The 16,768-nt window shown below is 73.5% G+C and carries 18 protein-coding genes and 1 tRNA gene; 6 read left to right on the forward strand and 13 right to left on the reverse strand.

Translation table 11 applies throughout. The features are described 5' to 3' along the window. Positions 1 to 31: 31 nt before the first annotated feature. From OIE69_RS31115 to mshC, 3 genes are all read left to right on the forward strand, one after another. On the forward strand, positions 32 to 628 hold the full coding sequence (locus tag OIE69_RS31115) for a DUF3090 domain-containing protein (protein ID WP_078619872.1): 597 nt from the start codon (positions 32 to 34) through the stop codon (positions 626 to 628). After that, the gene (locus OIE69_RS31120) at positions 586 to 1,422 is read left to right on the forward strand and encodes an SCO1664 family protein (protein ID WP_326577435.1); all 837 of its coding nucleotides are present in this window, start codon (positions 586 to 588) and stop codon (positions 1,420 to 1,422) included. Before OIE69_RS31115 ends, OIE69_RS31120 begins: the two co-directional genes overlap by 43 nt. A gap of 71 nt (positions 1,423 to 1,493) precedes the next feature. Beyond that, a complete protein-coding gene (gene mshC / locus OIE69_RS31125; RefSeq protein ID WP_326577437.1) occupies positions 1,494 to 2,723 on the forward strand; it encodes a cysteine--1-D-myo-inosityl 2-amino-2-deoxy-alpha-D-glucopyranoside ligase in 1,230 nt (409 codons plus the stop codon). Positions 2,724 to 2,838: 115 nt separating this feature from the next. Here the strand turns inward: mshC and OIE69_RS31130 are convergent, their stop codons facing one another. From OIE69_RS31130 to OIE69_RS31140, 3 genes are all read right to left on the reverse strand, one after another. Then, a complete protein-coding gene (locus OIE69_RS31130; protein ID WP_326577439.1) occupies positions 2,839 to 3,777 on the reverse strand; it encodes a PAC2 family protein in 939 nt (312 codons plus the stop codon). Between the two features lie 150 nt (positions 3,778 to 3,927). Next, positions 3,928 to 4,968: a glycoside hydrolase family 18 protein gene (locus OIE69_RS31135; protein WP_326577441.1), complete on the reverse strand. Its 1,041-nt coding sequence runs from the start codon at positions 4,966 to 4,968 to the stop codon at positions 3,928 to 3,930. Positions 4,969 to 5,065: 97 nt separating this feature from the next. After that, the gene (locus OIE69_RS31140) at positions 5,066 to 5,737 is read right to left on the reverse strand and encodes a FadR/GntR family transcriptional regulator (RefSeq protein WP_326577443.1); all 672 of its coding nucleotides are present in this window, start codon (positions 5,735 to 5,737) and stop codon (positions 5,066 to 5,068) included. Positions 5,738 to 5,859: 122 nt separating this feature from the next. Between OIE69_RS31140 and OIE69_RS31145 the strand changes: the two genes are divergently transcribed. Then, positions 5,860 to 6,033, forward strand: a complete 174-nt coding sequence (locus OIE69_RS31145) for a hypothetical protein (protein WP_326577445.1) — start codon at positions 5,860 to 5,862, stop codon at positions 6,031 to 6,033. Positions 6,034 to 6,117: 84 nt separating this feature from the next. Here the strand turns inward: OIE69_RS31145 and OIE69_RS31150 are convergent. From OIE69_RS31150 to OIE69_RS31180, 7 genes are all read right to left on the reverse strand, one after another. Continuing rightward, a tRNA-Pro gene (locus OIE69_RS31150) sits at positions 6,118 to 6,191 on the reverse strand. Positions 6,192 to 6,256: 65 nt separating this feature from the next. Next, complete coding sequence (locus OIE69_RS31155; protein ID WP_326577447.1) at positions 6,257 to 7,018, reverse strand: ferredoxin reductase; 762 nt, start codon at positions 7,016 to 7,018, stop codon at positions 6,257 to 6,259. Next, on the reverse strand, positions 7,011 to 7,634 hold the full coding sequence (locus OIE69_RS31160) for a sulfite oxidase-like oxidoreductase (RefSeq protein ID WP_326577448.1): 624 nt from the start codon (positions 7,632 to 7,634) through the stop codon (positions 7,011 to 7,013). Before OIE69_RS31160 ends, OIE69_RS31155 begins: the two co-directional genes overlap by 8 nt. Continuing rightward, a complete protein-coding gene (locus OIE69_RS31165; RefSeq protein ID WP_326577450.1) occupies positions 7,631 to 8,950 on the reverse strand; it encodes an amidohydrolase in 1,320 nt (439 codons plus the stop codon). Before OIE69_RS31165 ends, OIE69_RS31160 begins: the two co-directional genes overlap by 4 nt. Continuing rightward, on the reverse strand, positions 8,947 to 9,714 hold the full coding sequence (locus OIE69_RS31170) for a phosphorylase family protein (protein ID WP_326577452.1): 768 nt from the start codon (positions 9,712 to 9,714) through the stop codon (positions 8,947 to 8,949). The genes OIE69_RS31165 and OIE69_RS31170 overlap by 4 nt, the downstream gene beginning before the upstream one ends. Before the next feature lie 54 nt (positions 9,715 to 9,768). Beyond that, positions 9,769 to 10,566: a hypothetical protein gene (locus OIE69_RS31175; RefSeq protein WP_326577454.1), complete on the reverse strand. Its 798-nt coding sequence runs from the start codon at positions 10,564 to 10,566 to the stop codon at positions 9,769 to 9,771. Then, positions 10,563 to 10,949: a GntR family transcriptional regulator gene (locus tag OIE69_RS31180; protein WP_326577456.1), complete on the reverse strand. Its 387-nt coding sequence runs from the start codon at positions 10,947 to 10,949 to the stop codon at positions 10,563 to 10,565. The genes OIE69_RS31175 and OIE69_RS31180 overlap by 4 nt, the downstream gene beginning before the upstream one ends. 136 nt (positions 10,950 to 11,085) lie before the next feature. Between OIE69_RS31180 and OIE69_RS31185 the strand changes: the two genes are divergently transcribed. Continuing rightward, positions 11,086 to 11,811 (forward strand): ArsR/SmtB family transcription factor, encoded by a 726-nt coding sequence (locus OIE69_RS31185; protein WP_326577458.1) that lies wholly within the window; start codon positions 11,086 to 11,088, stop codon positions 11,809 to 11,811. Then, positions 11,808 to 12,662 carry an isocitrate lyase/PEP mutase family protein gene (locus OIE69_RS31190; RefSeq protein WP_326577459.1) on the forward strand — a complete coding sequence of 285 codons (855 nt, stop codon included), beginning with the start codon at positions 11,808 to 11,810 and terminating at the stop codon, positions 12,660 to 12,662. Before OIE69_RS31185 ends, OIE69_RS31190 begins: the two co-directional genes overlap by 4 nt. 53 nt (positions 12,663 to 12,715) lie before the next feature. Here OIE69_RS31190 and OIE69_RS31195 read toward each other — a convergent pair whose 3' ends face one another. From OIE69_RS31195 to OIE69_RS31205, 3 genes are read right to left on the reverse strand one after another with little or no spacing between them, the layout of a single operon-like run. Continuing rightward, a complete protein-coding gene (locus OIE69_RS31195; protein ID WP_326577460.1) occupies positions 12,716 to 14,326 on the reverse strand; it encodes a glycerol-3-phosphate dehydrogenase/oxidase in 1,611 nt (536 codons plus the stop codon). Positions 14,327 to 14,333: 7 nt separating this feature from the next. Then, on the reverse strand, positions 14,334 to 15,860 hold the full coding sequence (glpK, locus tag OIE69_RS31200) for a glycerol kinase GlpK (RefSeq protein ID WP_326577461.1): 1,527 nt from the start codon (positions 15,858 to 15,860) through the stop codon (positions 14,334 to 14,336). Positions 15,861 to 15,900: 40 nt separating this feature from the next. Continuing rightward, entirely contained in the window at positions 15,901 to 16,683 is a 783-nt protein-coding gene (locus tag OIE69_RS31205) for an MIP/aquaporin family protein (protein WP_089226143.1), read from the reverse strand. Positions 16,684 to 16,768 lie beyond the last annotated feature (85 nt).

The raw sequence follows: 16,768 nt of genomic DNA on the forward strand, positions 1-16,768 counted from the left end.
CCCCGAAGACACCGAACTAACGGAGCAGGACGTGCCTCGTCAGGTGTTCCTCTACGACAAGCCCGAACGCTTCGTCGCCGGCACCGTGGGCCAACCGGGCCAACGCACCTTCTTCCTGCAGGCGAGCGCCGCCGGCCGGACGACCAGTGTCGCGCTGGAGAAGACCCAGGTCGAGGCACTCGCCGAGCGCATCGACGAGCTGCTGGACGAGGTCGTGCGCCGCACCGGCGGCGCCGCCCCCGTGCCCGCCGTGGCCCCCACGGAGCTGCTCGACAACAAGCCGCTCGAGGTCCCCGTCGACGAGGAGTTCCGGGTCGGCACCATGGCCCTGGCCTGGGACGGCGCCGAGGAACGGATGATCCTGGAGGCCCAGGCGCTGGTCGAGATCGAGGCGGAGGACGAGGAGGACCTCGAGGCGGCCGAGGAGATGCTCCTGCAGGACGACGAGAACGGACCCCCGCTGCTGCGGGTGCGCCTGACCGGCGCCCAGGCCCGCTCCTTCGCCAAGCGCGCCCTCGACGTCGTCGCGGCCGGCCGCCCGCCCTGCCCGCTGTGCAGCCTGCCCCTGGATCCGGAAGGACACGTATGCCCGCGTCAGAACGGGTACCGGCGGTCGGCGACGGCCTGAACGGGGACATAGCCGCCGAGCTGCTGGCGCACGGTGAACTGACCGTGCGCGGGCGGCTGCGGGACGCCTCCAACGCGGTCCTCTACTGCGCGGTCGAGCACGACGGCGTGCGCGCCCACTGCGTGTACAAGCCGGTGGCCGGCGAGCGGCCGCTGTGGGACTTCCCCGACGGGACGCTCGCCCAGCGCGAGGTCGCCGCCTACCTGGTCTCCGAGGCCACCGGCTGGGGCCTGGTGCCACCGACCGTGCTGCGGGACGGGCCGTACGGCGAGGGCATGGTGCAGCTGTGGATCGAGACCCCGGAGGAGGGCGGCGAAGGCCTCCTCGCCCTCGTCGAGGGCGAGGAACCCGGAGAGGGCTGGAAGGCGGTCGGCTTCGCCGAGGTCGGCGAGGGCCGCACCGCGCTGCTGGTGCACGCCGACGACGACCGGCTGCGCCGGCTGGCCGTCCTGGACGCCGTGATCAACAACGCCGACCGCAAGGGCGGCCACCTGCTGCCGGCCGCCGACGGGCAGCTGTACGCGATCGACCACGGCGTGACCTTCAACACGGAGAACAAGCTGCGCACCCTCCTGTGGGGCTGGGCCGGCGAACCGCTCACCGACGAGACCGCCGAGGTCCTCGGCAAGCTTTCCGCGGAGCTCGCCGACGGAGGCCTCGGCGCCCGGCTGGCGGAACTCATCACGCCTGCCGAGCTGGACGCGCTCCGGACCCGTGTCGCCGAGATGCTGGCCTCCGGACGTCACCCGGAGCCCTCGGGGGAGTGGCCCGCCATCCCCTGGCCGCCCATCTGAAGGTCCGGGCCCGTCGTCGCGAGTGAACCCACCGGTCGTTTGTGGATCACGCGGGCGGTTAATCTCATGACATGCATGCCTGGCCCGCTTCCGACGTCCCTGCCCTCCCGGGCACCGGGCGCGACCTCCGCCTCCACGACACCGCGACCGGTGGCCCGGTAACCCTGAGCCCCGGTCCGGTCGCCCGCATCTACGTGTGCGGGATCACCCCCTACGACGCCACCCACATGGGTCACGCGGCCACCTACAACGCGTTCGACCTCGTGCAGCGGGTGTGGCTCGACACGAAGCGCCAGGTCCAGTACGTCCAGAACGTCACCGACGTCGACGACCCGCTGCTGGAGCGCGCCGACAAGACCGGTGAGGACTGGACGGCCCTCGCCGAGCGCGAGACGACGCTGTTCCGCGAGGACATGACCGCCCTGCGGATGCTGCCGCCCGCCCACTACATCGGCGCGGTCGAGGCCATCCCGGGGATCGTCCCGCTGGTCGAGCGGCTGCGCCAGGCCGGCGCCGCGTACGAACTGGACGGCGACATCTACTTCCACGTCGACTCCGACCCGCACTTCGGCAGCGTCTCCCACCTGGACGCGGCCGCGATGCGCGCGCTGTCGGCCGAGCGCGGCGGCGACCCGGACCGCCCGGGCAAGAAGAACCCCGTCGACCCGGTCCTGTGGCTCGCCGCCCGCGAGGGGGAGCCCAGCTGGGACGGCGGCAGCCTGGGCCGGGGCCGCCCCGGCTGGCACATCGAGTGCGTCGCCATCGCCCTGGACCACCTCGGCATGGGCTTCGACGTGCAGGGCGGCGGCTCCGACCTCGCCTTCCCGCACCACGAGATGGGCGCCTCGCACGCCCAGGTGCTCACCGGCGAGTTCCCCATGGCGAAGGCCTATGTGCACGCCGGCATGGTCGCGCTGCACGGCGAGAAGATGTCCAAGTCCAAGGGCAACCTCGTCTTCGTCTCCCAGCTGCGCCGCGACGGGGTGGACGCGGCGGCCATACGGCTCAGCCTGCTCGCCCACCACTACCGCGAGGACTGGGAGTGGACCGACGCGGTGCTCGCCGACGCGGTGGAGCGGCTGGCCCGCTGGCGCGCCGCCGTCTCGCGTCCCGACGGCCCGTCGGCCGAGGCGCTGGTGGAGGAGATCCGCGAGGCGCTCGCCGACGACCTGGACGCCCCCGCCGCGCTCACCGCCGTGGACCGCTGGGCCGCCCGGCAGGCGACCGAGGGCGGTACGGACACCGGCGCCCCCGGCCTGGTCTCCCGCGCCGTGGACGCGCTGCTCGGCGTCGCCCTCTGACCCTCCCGTGGAACGGCCCGGCCGCCGCCCCCTGTGCGGGGCGGCGGCCGGGCCGTTCTGCAGGTTTCTCCGGCTTCTTCGGTTTGTCCAATTCTTCGGGGCGGCGTCGCGCGGGTCACTCCCCGTCGGCGCCGTCCTCCTTGTCGTCCCGGTCGTCCTTGGGCTTCTGCGACATGTCCCGCAGGTAGGGGCCCGCGTCGGACTCGCCCGCCTGCGGGTCGCGGCGCCGCAGATAGCGCTCGAACTCGCGGGCGATGGCCTCGCCCGAGGCCTCCGGAAGCTCCGCCGTGTCGCGGGCCTCCTCCAGCGTCTGGACGTACTCCGCGACCTCGCTGTCCTCGGCCGCGAGCTGGTCCACGCCGACCTGCCAGGCACGCGCGTCCTCCGGCAGCTCGCCGAGCGGGATGCGCAGGTCCAGCAGGTCCTCCAGACGGTTGAGCAGCGCCAGGGTCGCCTTCGGGTTCGGCGGCTGCGACACGTAGTGCGGCACGGCCGCCCACAGGCTGACCGCCGGGATGCCGGCATGGGTGCAGGCTTCCTGGAGGATGCCGACGATACCGGTGGGGCCCTCGTAGCGGGACTCCTCCAGGCTGAGCGCGGTCGCCAGGTCCGGGTCGGAGGTGACGGCCGTGACCGGCACCGGACGGGTGTGCGGGGTGTCGCCCAGGAGGGCGCCCATCACCACCACCATCTCGATGCCGAGCTCATGGGCGAAGCCCAGGATCTCGTTGCAGAACGAGCGCCAGCGCATGCTGGGCTCGATACCCCGTACGAGGACGAGGTCACGTGGCTTGGGGGTCTCGATGCGGATGACGGACAACCGCGTGGTGGGCCAGGTGATCCGCCGTGATCCGCCGTCCATCCAGACCGTGGGGCGGTTCACCTGGAAGTCGTAGTAGTCCTCGGCGTCCAGCGCGGCGAACACCTCGCCCTTGAACTCCCGGTCCAGATGCCCGACCGCGGCGGAGGCGGCGTCCCCGGCGTCGTTCCAGCCCTCGAACGCGGCCACCATGACCGGGTCGATCAGCTCGGGAACCCCCTCGAGCTCGATCACCCAGCGCCTCCTTCCGGCCGGAAGGGGGATGGTGCCACCCCCGCCGGCTGCCGTTCCTTCGCGTGCTGCACCAGCCTACGGCTTCGCGAGACAGGTGCCGCCGCCTTCGTAGGGGGATGATCCCCAGAGTCATCGGAGGTACGCGTCCGGTCAGCCACCGCTCCACGCCGAGCGGTACGCGGCCCAGTCGGCCGGGGTCGCGGCGAAGTCGACGTACAGCGCGAGACCGAAGCGCTCGCGGGAGGGCGCCTCGCGGGCGAGGCCGAGCCGGGCGCCGCGCACGGCGGCAGTGACGGTCTCCGCCCAGGCATGGCGGCCGAGATTGTTCGTGTGGTACCCGGGCAGCCCGACGAGCAGGTCGGTATCCGGCGGCGTCACCTCCAGGGCGAGCGCGGTCTGCTGGGCCACGTAGCCGCCGTACAGGCCCTCCAGGGGCAGGGCGGTGTCGTAGGTCATCATCGCGACCTGGTCCACGCGCCGGGCCACCTCCCCGAAGTAGCGCTGGGACCACCACTTGGGGTGGTTGAACAGCGGGCCGCTCACCGAGTGCAGGGAGGGCAGCGGGTCGATCTGGTGGGTCGCGACCGACAGCGGCAGGCCGCGGGCGGCGGTGAGCCGGTGCACCGAGTCCAGCAGCGCGAGGAAGCCGCGGTCGTCGGAGTACATCGGCTCCAGGTCCAGGTGCACCCCGTCGAACCCGGCCGCCAGGACCTGGGCGGCGCTGTCCCGTACCCGGGCGCGGGTCGCCGGATCGTCCAGGTGCAGGCCCTCGGAACCGTCGTGCGACAGGACCTGGCCGAGCCACGCCTGGACGCGGACCCCCGGCAGCACCGTGTGCATCCGGTCGATCATGTCCTGCGCGCCCGGGTACAGGCCGGCGTCGAGGCTGCCGTCGAACTCCAGGGGCCCGGTGTGCACGTACAGGTCCCGGGTGCCGCTGCCGCGCAACTCCCGGGCCAGCGCCTGGAGGTCGGCCCCGTCGCGCTCCCCGTCGATCCAGGCGTGCCCCAGCCACACCGCGTTCCGGTCGCGGTTGCCGCCGGCGCCGGAGGCGTCGCCTGTGTACTCCAGGCGCAGGGCGACCCCGGCGGCGAGCACCGGGAGGAGGACGGCGAGTACGACCAGCAGTGCGCCGCGGCGCAGCGTACGGGCCGAGGGGCGGCGCAGGCGCAGCCTGAAGCGTGGATTCATCCGATCCCTCTTTTCGATCACTCTTACGAAGGACCGGACGCACCCGGGCACGGCGCGGTTCGCCCGCCGTCGGGATCCGGCGGGGACCCGCCGGGTCTCAGAGCGTGGAGCGCAGCCACTGCTCCACGCTGGCGATGTGCACCGTCGCCCAGGACCGCGCGGCCTCGGCGTCCCGGTCGCGCAGGGCCGCCAGGATGGCCCGGTGCTCGTGCAGGGTGCGGCTCACCGCGTCCTCCTGCGTCAGCCCGCGCCAGATCCGCGCCCGCGTGGTCGGCCCGGACAGCCCGTCCAGCAGCGAGCACAGCACCGAGTTGCCCGAGGCCTGCACGATGCCCCGGTGGAACTCCAGGTCGCACGCGACCAGTTCCTCCACCGACGGCGACGTCCCCAGCGCCTCCAGCTGCTCGGTCAGGGCCTCCAGCTGGGACTCGGCGATGCGGGCGGCCGCCATCGCCGTGGCCGCGGGCTCCAGGATGCGGCGCACCGCGAGGAACTCCAGGACGGTGTCGTCGCGGTGGAAGTCCACCACGAAGCTCAGCGCCTCCAGCAGCAACTGCGGGTCCAGGCTGGTGACATAGGTGCCGTCGCCCTGGCGTACGTCCAGGATCCTGATCAGGGACAGCGCGCGGACCGCCTCGCGCAGGGAATTGCGCGACAGCCCGAGATCCGCGGCGAGTTCGCTCTCCTTGGGGAGCCGGTCGCCGGGGCGCAGCGCGCCGGAGACGATCATCTCCTTGATCTTCTCGATCGCCTCGTCGGTGACCGCCATGAGCCCCTTGCCTCCCCGGACATCCGATGTATCGGGCCATTATGCCCGCACCGCCCGGGGCCGGTGACCTTCCGCGGGAAAGGGATCCCGCCGCCGGGCCGGCACGGGACGAGGGCGGGGCGATGCGCACCCGCCGGCACCCGCGGAGACCGGCGAGCGGAAGACGGAGGCACCACGCCTACGGGTGGCAGAACGGGTTCGACGGCGGCTCGCTCGACGCGGCCGACCGCGGCATCGGCAACGGCAGCCACACCCACGTGTGGCACCGCAACGGCACCACGAACCAGCTCCGGTGATGGCCCTGGGCACGCCGGGCACGCCGGGCACGCAAAGGCCGTGCCCGCTGCTGCGGACACGGCCTGTGACCTGTGAAATCACCGTCGGGACGACAGGATTTGAACCTGCGACCCCTTGACCCCCAGTCAAGTGCGCTACCAAGCTGCGCCACGTCCCGGTGAGGTCCCCCGGAGCGGTGCCCCGGAAGATCAGGTAAAGAGGAGAATACCCGAACCTCGCTGATCAGCCGAATCGCTCGATCCGGATCCGGTCCGGCGGCTGCCCGGCCGCCGCCAGCAGGCGCGAGGCGTGCTCGGCGAAACCGTTGCCGCCGCACACGTACGCCTCCCAGCCGCCCGGTGGCGGATCGGCCAGCAGCGGGGCCAGATGGGCGGCGGTGAGGCGGCCCTCGGCGCGGGTGAGCAGCACGCTCGTCTCCGGGCCGTACTCGGCGGCGTAGATCAGGTCCTCGCGGGTGCGGGCCGAGACGATCAGCCGCAGTGGCACGTCCAGACCGCGCAGCCGGTGGTGGCGCACCATCGACATCAGCGGGACGACGCCCGATCCGGCGCCCAGCAGCAGCGCCGGGTGGTCCCCGGTCCAGGCGAAGAAGCCGCTGTGCGGGCCGCGGACCTCGACGGCGTCACCCGGCCGGGCGACGGTGTGCAGGTGTCCGGAGACCTCGCCGCCGGCCACGTGGTCGAGGGTCAGCTCGATGTGGCCGGAGGCGTCGGGGGCGGTGGCGACCGAGTAGTTGCGCTGCGCCGTGTAGCCGTCGGGGGCGGTGAGGCGCAGCGTCAGGTACTGGCCGGGCAGATGGCCCGCCCAGCCGGGCACCGCGAGCCGGAAGGTGGCGGCGCGCGGGGTCTCCCGGCGGATCGCCGTGATCACCGCGCGCCGCCAGACCGAGGACGCGGCCTCGGGCACGGCGATCCGGCCGGGGACGGCGAACCGGGCCGGCGGGACGAACGCCGGGGCGGGCGCGGGGGCGACGAGGTCAGTCATGGGCGTAGCGCTGCTCCTGCCAGGGGTTGCCCCGGTGGTGGTAGCCGTTCTGCTCCCAGAAGCCGGACTCGTCGTGGTCGAGCAGGCGCAGCCCCGCGATCCACTTGGTGCTCTTCCAGAAGTACAGGTGCGGGACGATCAGCCGGGCCGGGCCGCCGTGCTCGGGCGCGAGCGGCGCGCCGTCGTACTCCCAGACGATCCAGGCGCGGCCGCCGGTGACGTCCGCGAGCGGCAGGTTGGCGGCGTAGCCGGTGTGGGACCAGGCGACGACGTGCGTGGCGGCGGGGGAGGGGCGCGCGGCCTCGAGGAAGGCGTCGACCGACACCCCGTCGAAGCGCACGCCGAACTTGGACCAGCCGGTCACGCAGTGGATGTCGCCCCGGTACCCGGAGCCGGGCAGCGCGTGCGCCGCGTCCCAGTCCCAGGTGCGCGGGCCGTCCACCAGGCCGTCCACCCGGAACGTCCAGTCCCCGGTGGTGATCGTGGGCGTGACCTCGGCGGACAGGACCGGCCATGTGTCGCGGGCGTCGTACTGGCCGGGAGGCAGCCGCGGGTCGCGGTCGGCGGCACGGCTGCGCCCGGTGAAGCCGCGGGTGGGTTCGACGGCGGAGGTCATGCGGGATGCTCCCGCTCCAGTGCCTCCAGCTCGCGCAGGGCGGCCGGTTCGTCGAGGGTCAGCAGCACCCGGTCGCGCATCAGGACCCGGCCGTCGACGACGGTGTCCCGTACGTCCGCCGCCGCGGCCGCGTACGCCAGCATCGACCAGGGGTCGTGGCGCGGCGCGAGGTGCGGCCCGCCGAGGTCCAGGACGGCCAGGTCGGCGCGCTTGCCCGGCTCCAGGGAGCCCAGCTGGTCGGCGAGGCCCAGCGCTCGGGCGGCCTCGATCGTCGCCATCCGCACTGCCTGTTCCGCGCCGACGGCGGTCGGGTCGCCGGCGGCCTTGTGTACCAGCGCGGCGGCCCGCACCGCGCCCAGGACGTCGAGGGTGTTGGAGCTCACCACGCCGTCCGTACCGAGGCCGACGGTGACGCCCGCGGCCAGCAGCTCGGGCACGCGGGCGATGCCGCAGCCCAGCTTGAGGTTGGAGACCGGGCAGTGCGCGACGGACGTGCCGGTCCTGGCCAGGGCGGCTATCTCGCCGTCGGTCAGGTCCACGGCGTGCGCCAGCAGCACGTCGGGCCCGAGGACGCCGAGCGAGTCCAGCAGCTCGACCGGCCGCTTGCCGTGCGCCTCGACCACCATCGCGACCTCGGCCGCGTTCTCCGCCGCGTGGACGTGCAGCAGCGCGCCGTGCTCGCGGGCGAGCGAGGTGATCGCGACGAGCTGCTCGGGGTCGAGGGTGTAGGCGCTGTGCGCGAAGACCACCGGACGGGTGCCCGGCACGGGGGCGGTGCGCGCGGCCAGGTCGGCCGCGGCCCAGGCCATGCGGTCGCCGTACGGGCGGCCGTCCGGCGGCCCGGGCACGTCCATGAAGGTCGGACCGGCCAGCAGCCGCCAGCCCGCCGCCCGCGCGGCCTCCTCGGCGGCCTCGTGGAACCAGTACATGTCCAGGCCCGTGGTGACCCCGGCCCGTACGCTCTCCGCCACGGCGACCCGCACGCCCGCGGCCACCGCCCGGGGCGAGAGCAGCTCGGCCTCGCGGGGGATCACCCGGGCCAGGAACTCCTGCAGGTCGACGTCGTCGGCGCAGCCCCGCAGCAGGGTCATCGCCAGATGGGTGTGGGTGTTGACCAGCCCGGGGAGCACCAGGCACCCCGAGGCGTCGATCTCCTCGGCGGCGCGGTGGGCCGCGCGCACCTCCTCCGCAGGGCCGACGGCGATGATCTCGCCGTCGCGTACGGCGACCGCGCCGTCGGTGACGACGGTGCCCGCCGCGTCGACGGTCAGCACATCGCCGCCGTGCACCAGCAGATCGGCGTCCTGAGCGCTCACTTCTCGTCGCTTCCGTACTCGGTGGCCAGCAGATGCAAGGCGTCCAACGTTACCCGGCTGCCGCGGGCGACCCCCTCGGCGACCACCGCCCGGTGCGGGTCGTAGCCGCCGGTGGCCTCCACGTCGACCAGGTCGTCGGCGTTGGCGCCGTCGACGACGAGCGCCCCGCCGGCCACCAGGCCGCGCGTCGAGGCCAGCACCAGCAGCGCCGACAGCTCCATCTCGATCGCGGCGATCCCGGCCGCCGCGTACGCCGCGCCGGGCAGCGGCAGGAAGCCCGGCTGGAAGGCCGCACGCGTCCACACCACGCCCCGGTGGTGCGGCGCCCCCGCCGCCCGCGCCGCCCGCTGCAGCGCCAGCACCGCCTCCGGCGCGGCGAACGCCGGGTACTCCGGCGGCAGCAGCTGCTGCGTCACGCCGTCGTCCCGCACCGCGGCCTCGGCGATCACCAGGTCGCCGTCGCCTATGCCGGCGCGGATGGCGCCGGCCGTGCCGAGGCGCAGGATCGTGCCGACGCCGGCCTCCGCCAGCTCCTGGAACAGGCACATGGCGCCCGGCCCGCCGACCCCGTGCGAGGACACCACGACGGGGGTGCCCTTCCAGGCACCGGTGAAGGTGCGGTACTCGCGGTGGTGCGACACCTCACGTGGGTCCGTGAGCAGGGCGGCGACCTCCGCCGAGCGCGCCGGATCGCCCACGACGACCGCGTGCGCGGGCAGCCCGGTGCGCGGGATGCGGGAGATGGGCAGGTGATCCGTGGTCATCGGGCCTCCGGGCCGGGCGGGACGATGCTGTGCGGATCACCCTATGGCCCCGGCTCAGGCCGTCCGGCGGCGGAGCAGCGCGAAGGCGGCCCAGCAGGCGAGGGCGGCGAGGGCCAGCACGATGCCGGTCCCGACGAGCTGCAGCGGCCAGTAGTGCGAGGCGGGGTGGACCAGCGCCTCGGCATCGCCGAACCCCACGCCGTCCGCGGGCTTGGCCACGCGTTCCTTTGCCCAGTCCGTGGCACCGACGTGCGCGAGCCCGGTCCTGACCCTCGGCCACAGCGCGGAGCGGTAGAGCCCCGCCGTGACGAGCACGAGGGAGGTGCCGAAGAAGGCCAGGCCCAGTCCGCTGAGCGTGCGCCGCATCAGCATCCCGGCCAGGGCGCCCAGAACCAGGGCGAGCAGCACGTGCGCGACCAGGGCCGGGCCGGTGGAGAGGAAGATGTCGTTCTCGTACCAGCCGGGGCGGTCCTCGGGGTGGCCCGTGCTCCACACCCGGCGGAAGAGCAGCGTCAGGCCGGTCGTGCCGCCGGTCAGGAGCAGGGCCGGTACGGCGAGCTTGGCGGCGAGCCAGCGCGTGGGGGTGACCGACTGGACCCACGCGAGCGCGGCGGTCCCCCGCTCCAGTTCCCGGCCGACAAGGGCGCCACCGGCGAACACCGCGACCGCGAGGGGAAGCAGCGCCATCGCGCGACCCTGCAGGTGGAGGGGAACGTAGGCGTCGAAGAGTTCCGGGTCGATGCAGCGCGGAGCGCAGGCGGGGTCGTACCGTTCGTCCCCGGCGCTCAGCCACAGGGCGCGAAGGAGCCAGCCGGTGCCGGCCGCCTCGACGGCGGCCGCTTCCTGGTTCATCTCTCTCCCTCGGAGAACTCCTGGTCCAGCACGGATTGGAACAACGCCGCGGCGTCCTCGCGGTCGAGCCCCGCGGTGCGCGCCCGGCGCATCCAGTCGGTCAGTTCGCCCGCGAGCGGCGAGTCGGCCGGGCCGGCGCCCAGCGACCTCTGGACGAAGGTGCCCAGGCCGCGGCGCGCCTCCACCAGGCCCTCGCGCTCCAGTTCGCGGTACGCCTTGAGCACGGTGTTGGGGTTGACGGCGGTCGCCTCGACGACCTCGCGGGCCGTCGGCAGCCGGTCGCCGGGCTCCAGGAGCCCCAGCCGCAGGGCCTGTTTGGTCTGCTGGACGATCTGGAGGTACGTGGCGACACCGCTGCGGCGGTCGATGCGGAACTCGACCATGCGCTAAACACCCTTTCACTAAGCAAGTGGTGAAAGGGTGGGGTCTCGGCTGACGTCCTGTCAAGCCGCGGGCGGCGGCAGGGTCGCCCGCGACACTTCGGCGCGCGCCGAAACGTCCGGGGCGCATCCTGGGGACATGGTGCGAGACGACCACGCGGGACGTGCCCTCGCCGCCCTCGCGGCACTCCTCGCGGACGAGACACGGGCGGCGATGTGCCTGGCGCTGCTCGACGGCCGGGCCTGGACCGCGGGGGAGCTGGCCCGGCACGCGGGAGTGGCGCCCTCGACCGCCAGCGAGCACCTCGGCCGGCTGGTCACGGGCGGGCTGCTCGCCGAGGAACGCCAGGGCCGGCACCGCTACGTACGCCTCGCCGACGCCCGTACCGCGCAGCTCGTCGAGGACCTCGCCGCGCACGCCGGGCCACCGCCCGCCGCGCCCCGCACCCTCGCCCAGGCGGGCGCCGGAAGCGCCATGGCCCGCGCCCGGACCTGCTACGACCACCTCGCGGGACGCCTGGGCATCCTCGTCACCGACGCCCTGACCCGGCGCGGACTGCTCGATCAGAGCACCGGCTTCGCCCTCACCGACGGGGGCATGGAGTGGTTCGCCGGGCTCGGTGTCGACCTGGCCGCCGCACGCACCGGCCGCCGTCCGCTCGCCCGGCCCTGCCTGGACTGGACGGAGCGCCGCCCGCACCTCGCGGGTGTCGCCGGGGCCGCGCTGTGCGGACACGCCCTCGCGTCGGGCTGGTGCGTACGCATCGGCAGCGGCCGGGCCCTGAAGCTCACCGCGCGGGGCCGTACGGCCCTCCACACCCATCTGGGCATCGCGCCCGACGCCTTGGAGGCACCCACCGCATGAACCGCTTCGAGGCCTTCCGCGCCCTCCACCGGGCCGGCCGCCCGCTCTTCCTGCCCAATGCCTGGGACCGCGCCTCCGCGGCCGCCCTCGCCGCCCGCGGCTTCCCCGCGATCGGCACCACCAGCCTGGGCGTGGCCGCCGCGGCGGGCCTGCCGGACGCGGCCGGCGCCACCCGGGAGACGACCCTGTGGCTCGCCCGCGACCTCGTCCGGCTGCCCGTGCTGGTCAGCGTCGACATCGAGGGCGGCTTCGGCCCGACGCCCGAGGACGTCGCCGAACTCGCCGCCGATCTCGAACGGCTGGGCGTCGCCGGCGTCAACATCGAGGACGGCCGCCCCGGGGGAGCGGGCCTGGCCGACCCCGCCCTGCAGTGCGAGCTGATCACAGCGATGAAGCGCACCGCTCCCGGGCTCTTCGTCAACGCCCGCACCGACACCCACTGGCTGGGCACCGCCGAGGACGACCCGGTGGAGGAGCGGACGGAGGAGCGGGCGGAGGAGACCCGCCGCCGCGCCGCCGCCTACCTCGCGGCCGGCGCCGACGGGATCTTCGTGCCCGGCCTGGCCGACGAGGGCGCCATCGCCGCGCTCGCCGACGGCCTCGGTGCCCCGCTCAACGTCCTGCTCCCGCCGGGCGGCCCGGGGCTGTCCCGCCTCGCCGCCCTCGGGGTGAGCCGCGTCAGTACCGGCTCGCTGCTCTTCCGCGCCGCGCTCCACGCCGCCGTGGACACCGCCTGCCGCGCCCTGGAGGGCGCACCGCTCCCGGCGGGCCTGCCCTCGTACGCCGAAGCCCAGGATCTGGCGGCCGCCTACGCCCCGCCGGAAACGCGGCGGCCCGGGCGTCCGGGGTGAGCGGGGAGGTCCTTCCGCTCACCCCGGACGCCCGGGCCCACGGGTCGGGGGTGTCAGTCGCGCCGGCCGGCCAGCAGCGACTCGACCCGCTCCCGGACGTCGGCGGTGTCCAGGCCGCGCACCGTCAGGGTGGTGCGGCGACGCAGCACGTCGTCCGCCGTCTGCGCCCACTCGTGGTCGCGGGCGTACACGACCTGGGCCCAGATCTCCGGGCCGTCCGGGTGGATCCGCTCGCCGAGCGCGGGGTCCTCGTTGGCCAGCCGGGCGATGTCGAAGGACAGCGCGCCGTAGTGGGTGGCCAGATGGCGGGCCGTCAGCGGGTCGAGGCGCTGACCCGGCTCGCGGTCCACCAGCAGCCGGTGGGCGACCGCGTTGGGGTTGGCGACGCCCGGCAGCGGCACCCGCCTGGGCAGGCGGTCCAGCGGTTCCATGTCCTCGGTGAGCGGACCGCCGGGCAGCTTGGCGAGCTTGGCCGTCACGGTGCGGCCGATGTGCCGGTACGTCGTCCACTTGCCGCCCGCCACCGACAGCATGCCGCCGCTGCCCTCGCTGACGACGGTCTCGCGCTTGGCCTTCTCCACGCCGCCGGGGCCGCCGGGCAGTACCCGCAGGCCCGCGAAGGCGTAGGTGATCAGGTCGCGGGACAGGTGCTCGTCCCGCACCGAATGGGCGGCCTCGTCCAGGATCTGGCTGATGTCGGCCTCGGTGGCCCGCACGTCGGCCGGGTCGCCGGTGTACTCCTCGTCGGTGGTGCCCAGCAGGAGCTGGTCCTCCCAGGGCAGGGCGAAGGTGATGCGGTACTTGTCGATCGGGGTGGCCATGGCGGCCCGCCACGGCGCCTTGCGCTTCAGGACGACGTGGGCGCCCTTGGAGAGCCGGATGCTGGGAGCGGCGCCCTTGTCCTCCATCCGCCGCAGGTGGTCGACCCACGGGCCGGTCGCGTTGAGCACCAGCCGCGCGTCGACGCCGAACTCGGTGCCGTCCAGGCGGTCCTTCAGGTCGGCGCCGGTGACCCGGCCGTGCGTGAAGCGCAGGCCGGTGACCTCGGCGTGGTTGAGGACGACGGCACCCGCCTCGACGGCGGCGCGCACCGTCATGACCGCCATCCGCGAGTCGTTCATCTGGTGGTCGTAGTAGACGGCGACGGCCTTGAGGTTCTCCGTGCGCAGGGCGGGGTTGGCGGCCGCCGCCCTGGCCGGGGAGATGACCCTGCCGACCCCGTCGCCGAAGGCGGACAGCGCCGAGTAGGCGAAGACGCCCGCCCCGAGCCTGGCGGCCCCGACCGGCCCTCCCCGGTAGACCGGCAGGTGGAAGGTGAGCGGGTTGACCAGGTGCGGAGCCACGTCCCTGGCCAGGACCCGCCGTTCCATGTGGTTCTCCGCCACCAGCTTGACCGCGCCGGTCTGCAGGTAGCGCAGGCCGCCGTGCACGAGCTTGGAGGAGGCGGAGCTGGTGGCGCCGGCGAAGTCGCCGGCGTCCACCATCGCGACCCGCAGCCCCGACTGCGCGGCGTGCCATGCCACGGAGGTGCCCAGGATGCCGCCGCCGACGACCAGCAGGTCGTAGGTGGCGCGGCTCAGCAGTTCCCGGGTCTCGGCGCGGCCCGGGTTGCGGCCGGCGGTCGGATGCGTCCCGAGAGCCGGGACGCGCTGCAGGGTGGTCATGATCGGTTCACTTCTCCTCTTCGATCCAGCCCATGGTGCGCTCGACGGCCTTGAGCCAGTTCTTGTACTCCCGGTCGCGGGCGTCCTCGTCCATACGGGGGGTCCATTCGGCGGCCCGGCGCCAGTTGGCGCGCAGTTCGTCGGTGTCCGACCAGAAGCCCACGGCCAGACCGGCGGCGTAGGCCGCGCCCAGGCACGTGGTCTCGGCGACCAGCGGGCGCACGACGGGGGCGTCCAGGAAGTCGGCGAGGGTCTGCATCAGCAGGTTGTTCGCCGTCATGCCGCCGTCGACCTTGAGCGCGGTGAGCTCCACGCCCGAGTCCTTGGTCATCGCGTCGACGATCTCGCGGGTCTGCCAGGCGGTCGCCTCCAGCACCGCGCGGGCGATGTGCGCCTTGGTGACGTAGCGGGTGAGGCCGGTCATCACACCGCGGGCGTCGGAGCGCCAGTACGGGGCGAACAGACCGGAGAAGGCCGGCACGAAATAGGCGCCGCCGTTGTCCTCGACCGACAGGGCGAGGGTCTCGATCTCGGCCGCGGTCTTGATCAGGCCCATCTGGTCGCGCATCCACTGCACCAGCGAACCGGTGACCGCGATCGAGCCCTCCAGGGCGTACACCGGCTTCTGGTCGCCGATACGGTAACCGACGGTCGTGATCAGGCCGTTGTAGCTGTTGATCGGCTTCTCGCCGGTGTTCATCAGCAGGAAGGTGCCGGTGCCGTAGGTGGACTTGGCCTCGCCCTCGGAGAAGCAGGTCTGGCCGAACAGGGCCGCCTGCTGGTCGCCGAGCGCGGAGGCCACCGGCACGCCGGCCAGGGCTCCGGAGGCGGCGGAGCCGTACACCTCGGCCGAGGAGCGGATCTCCGGCAGCACCGCGGCGGGGACGCCGATCGACTCCAGGATCTTGTGGTCCCAGTCGAGGGTGTGCAGGTTCATCAGCAGCGTGCGGGAGGCGTTGGTCACGTCGGTGACGTGGTGCCCGCCGTCGACACCGCCGGTGAGGTTCCAGATCACCCAGCTGTCCATGGTGCCGAAGAGGATCTCGCCGGCCTCGGCGCGCTCGCGCAGGCCCTCGACGTTGTCGAGCAGCCAGCGGATCTTCGGCCCGGCGAAGTAGGAGGCCAGCGGCAGGCCGGTCTCGCGGCGGAAGCGGTCCTGCCCGACGTTGCGGCCGAGCTCCTTGCACAGGGCGTCCGTACGGGTGTCCTGCCAGACCAGGGCGTTGTGCACCGGCTCGCCGGTGTTCTTGTCCCACAGGACGGTGGTCTCGCGCTGGTTGGTGATGCCGATCGCCTTGACGTCGGCGGAGGTGATGCCGGCCTTGCTGACCGCCTCCTCGACGACCTCCTGCACGTTGGTCCAGATCTCGGCCGCGTCGTGCTCGACCCACCCCGGCTTGGGGAAGATCTGCTCGTGCTCCTTCTGGCCGACCGAGACGATCCGGCCGTCCTTGTCGAAGATGATGCAGCGCGAGGACGTGGTGCCCTGGTCGATGGCCGCGATGAACGGGCCTGCGGTGTGGGCGTCGGTCACGGTGTGCTCCTCAGGTCCTTGGGATGTCGGGGGCTGCTTCTCAGAATGCGATCTTGTAGAGGCCGGCCGCGAGGACCGAACCCACGATCGGGCCGACGACGGGTATCCAGGCGTAGCGCCAGTCGGAGCCGCCCTTGTTGGGCAGCGGCAGCAGGGCGTGCACGATGCGCGGACCGAGGTCGCGTGCGGGGTTGATGGCGTATCCGGTCGGCCCGCCCAGCGAGAGGCCGATGCCGACCACGACCAGTGCGACCATCAGGGTGCCGGTACCGGAGACCGCGAGACCCTTGGTGAGGCCGAGGGACAGGATGAAGAGCACCAGGACGAAGGTGCCGATGATCTCCGTGGCGAGGTTCTGCGCGACGTTGCGGATCTCGGGGCCGGTGGAGAATATGCCGAGCACCGGGCCGGGGCCCGTGGTCTGCTTCTCGGCCGCCGCGGTGGCCTGCGCCCCCGGACCGCCGGTGATCTCGGCGTCGGTCAGATGGGCCTGGAACTGGCCGTAGTAGGTGATCCACACCAGGGTCGCGCCGATCATCGCGCCGAGCATCTGGCCGGCCAGGTAGACCGGGACCTTGCTCCACTCGCCGCTGTCGATCGCGAGACCGATCGTGACGGCGGGGTTCAGATGGGCGCCCGAGAGGGAACCCGAGATGTAGGCGCCGGCCAGGACCGCGAAGCCCCAACCGAAGGTGATGGCCACCCAGCCGGCGTTACGGGCCTTGGAACTCTTGAGGGTGACAGCCGCGCAGACGCCGCCGCCGAGGAGGATCAGAACAGCGGTACCGATGGTCTCGCCGATGAAGATGTGGTCGCTGGACACTCGCGACTCCTTTGTCCTTCGTCCAGGGGAAGGCGGACCCCGGTCCCGTTCCGGAGTCCGTGGGCCTGTCACCAGGCCCTCGGCG

The sequence above is a fragment of the Actinacidiphila glaucinigra genome, from assembly GCF_035918135.1.
Lineage (GTDB): Bacteria > Actinomycetota > Actinomycetes > Streptomycetales > Streptomycetaceae > Actinacidiphila > Actinacidiphila glaucinigra.